General features: G+C 28.2%; 3 protein-coding genes. All 3 read left to right on the top strand.

Features of this window, described 5'->3' with window-relative positions:
* Positions 1-96 precede the first annotated feature (96 nt).
* From ACZYT4_RS13950 to ACZYT4_RS13940, 3 genes are read left to right on the top strand one after another with little or no spacing between them, the layout of a single operon-like run.
* Positions 97-816: a hypothetical protein gene (locus ACZYT4_RS13950; RefSeq protein WP_463786947.1), complete on the top strand. Its 720-nt coding sequence runs from the start codon at positions 97-99 to the stop codon at positions 814-816.
* Positions 813-1505 (top strand): RNA polymerase sporulation sigma factor SigK, encoded by a 693-nt coding sequence (gene sigK, locus ACZYT4_RS13945; RefSeq protein WP_463786944.1) that lies wholly within the window; start codon positions 813-815, stop codon positions 1503-1505. Before ACZYT4_RS13950 ends, sigK begins: the two co-directional genes overlap by 4 nt.
* Positions 1506-1548: 43 nt before the next feature.
* Positions 1549-2328 (top strand): sigma-70 family RNA polymerase sigma factor, encoded by a 780-nt coding sequence (locus ACZYT4_RS13940; RefSeq protein ID WP_463786943.1) that lies wholly within the window; start codon positions 1549-1551, stop codon positions 2326-2328.
* Positions 2329-2532 lie beyond the last annotated feature (204 nt).

Below are 2532 nucleotides of genomic sequence, written 5' to 3'. Positions count from 1 at the left end.
CAAAAGATAAAGGAAAAATTTATCTTTTTTAAGAAGACATTGCTTTGACATTTTTTTTAGGTTGATTTTTCTATAATAAAAGAGGGTGGAAAAATCATGGAAGTTTATTTAGAAATGACATATTTAATGAATGCATTGTCAATATTATTAACATTTGAAATATTATGCTTTCTTTTAGGGATTCAAATATCAAAAAAAAAATTATGTCTTTATGTTTTGACCTATAATATTTCATTTATACTTTTATTTATTGACTTTTTTGATGGTTTTCTATTTGTCTATTTTCTTATTTTAACTTTTTTTTATTTTCAAAAACAAATCTATATTTATTATCCATTATATATATTTATATATTTATCAGTGCTTACAGTGATGCAATGGCTTGTACCATCTGCGATTATTTTTCAAGGGATTTTATTGATTGAAGGCTTTCATATTCATCTTGTTATGATTTTAGGTGTTTTTGCATTAATTATCACTTATTTTTATATTTATTCATGTCGTGAACGTGTTCATAATAAGCTGGTAAAAGTAACTTTTCATGATAAGCAGTGTTATGGTTTTATTGATACAGGAAATAAAGTGACTTATAAAGGATGTCCGGTTATTTTTCTTAATCAGAAGCTGGTTTTAGACTATCCAGTGATTGATTGTATATGGGTTGATACTGCTCATTGCACTGAAAAGGTAGATTTGATTATGATTCCAGATATCACGATTCATCATTTCAAATTACATCATGTTTATGCCGGAATTATATCATCAGATATGTATGAATGTATTTTAAATCAACAATTATTAGGAGGTTTATTATGATTTTATTATTTTTAAAAGAATGGCTTTTTAAAAGGAAAACGTTGTTTTATATTGGGAGACATGATGTTTTAAAGGCACCATTAAAAGGGAAAGAAGAAAAAGAAGCTTTATTAAGACTTCAAAATGGAGATGAGGAAGCCAAAGATTTATTAATTGAACATAATTTAAGGCTTGTTGTTTATGTGGCAAAAAAATATGATTCTATGCAAAATGGAAATATTGAGGATCTCATTAGTATTGGAACAATCGGTCTTGTGAAAGCTGTTAATACTTTTAATATGGATAAAAATATTAAATTAGCCACTTATGCTTCACGATGTATTGAAAATGAGATTTTAATGTTTTTAAGAAAAAATAATAAGTTAAGGCATGAAATTTCATTAGATGAACCTTTGAATGTTGATTATGATGGAAATGAGTTGTTGCTTTCGGATATTATTGGTACAGATAAAGATATTGTTCAAGATGAAATAGAACACAATGATCAAAAAGAGAAATTTTATCATGCTTTACATTATTTAAATCCCCGTGAACAACAAATTCTCATGATGCGATATGGATTAGTAGGGCATGAAGAATTAACGCAAAAAGATGTTGCAGAAATTCTTGGTATTTCACAATCCTATATTTCAAGATTAGAAAAGAAAATTATCAGAAAACTGAGAAATAAACTCAAAGATGATGAATAATGTCAAATAAAATGGAGAAACTCTCATATGAGGAGTTGAATCCATGTCAAAATATAAAGTTGAACTTAATGGACAGGCAATTGAAAATTATGAAAAATTATCTCATCAACAAACTATGTTATTATTGAAACAATATCAGCTGACACATGATGATCAAATCAAAGAAAGATTGGTCTTAGCCAATCTGAAACTTGTTTTATCACTTGTACAGAAATATCATCAACGTACACATAACATGGATGATTTATTTCAGGTTGGTGTGATTGGACTCATCAAAGCAATAGAACATTTTAATGTGGATTTAGACGTTAGATTTTCAACATATGCAGTTCCATTAATTCATGGAGAAATCAAAAGATATTTAAGAGAGAGCTCACCATTGCGAATCCCACGATCACTTAGAGATGTTGCATATAAAGCTTTGATGAAAAATGAAGAATATTTAAAAAAATATAATCGAGAAGCAACATTGAAAGAACTCTCTCAACAGTTAGATGTTGATGAATATACACTTATTGAAGCATTATCTTCTACGCACAATGTGACATCTTTATCACAGGAAGTACAAAATGATGGCAATGGCACAATTGATTTAGAAAGTCAAATTCCTGATCAACATTATCATGTTGAAGATATTCAAAAAACATTGGATTTACAAAAGGCTATGCAACATTTAGAAAAAAAGGAATTACAAATTATTCAGGAACGTTATTTTCATGGAATGACGCAAAGTGAAATTGCCAAGGAATTAATGATTTCACAAGCTCAAGTTTCAAGAATTGAAAAACAGGCTTTATCACATTTGAAGAAATATATGGCTTGATTAAGCATATATTATATAGGTGATTCTATGCGTTTTTTAACTTTACAAAGTAAAGATGTTATTGATGCTTCTACAGGTTGTAAAATCGGCTATGTTGTTGATATAGAAATTGATCCATTATGCCAATGTATTCAGGCAATTATTGTTGAACGTACTTCAGCGTTTAAGTTTATCTGCTTTTTTAAAGGACCACCTTGTATTATC

The organism is Massilimicrobiota sp. mt181 (genome assembly GCF_055420065.1).
Note: the sequence above shows the minus strand (reverse complement) of the source record. Positions and strands in the feature narration are given on the sequence as shown.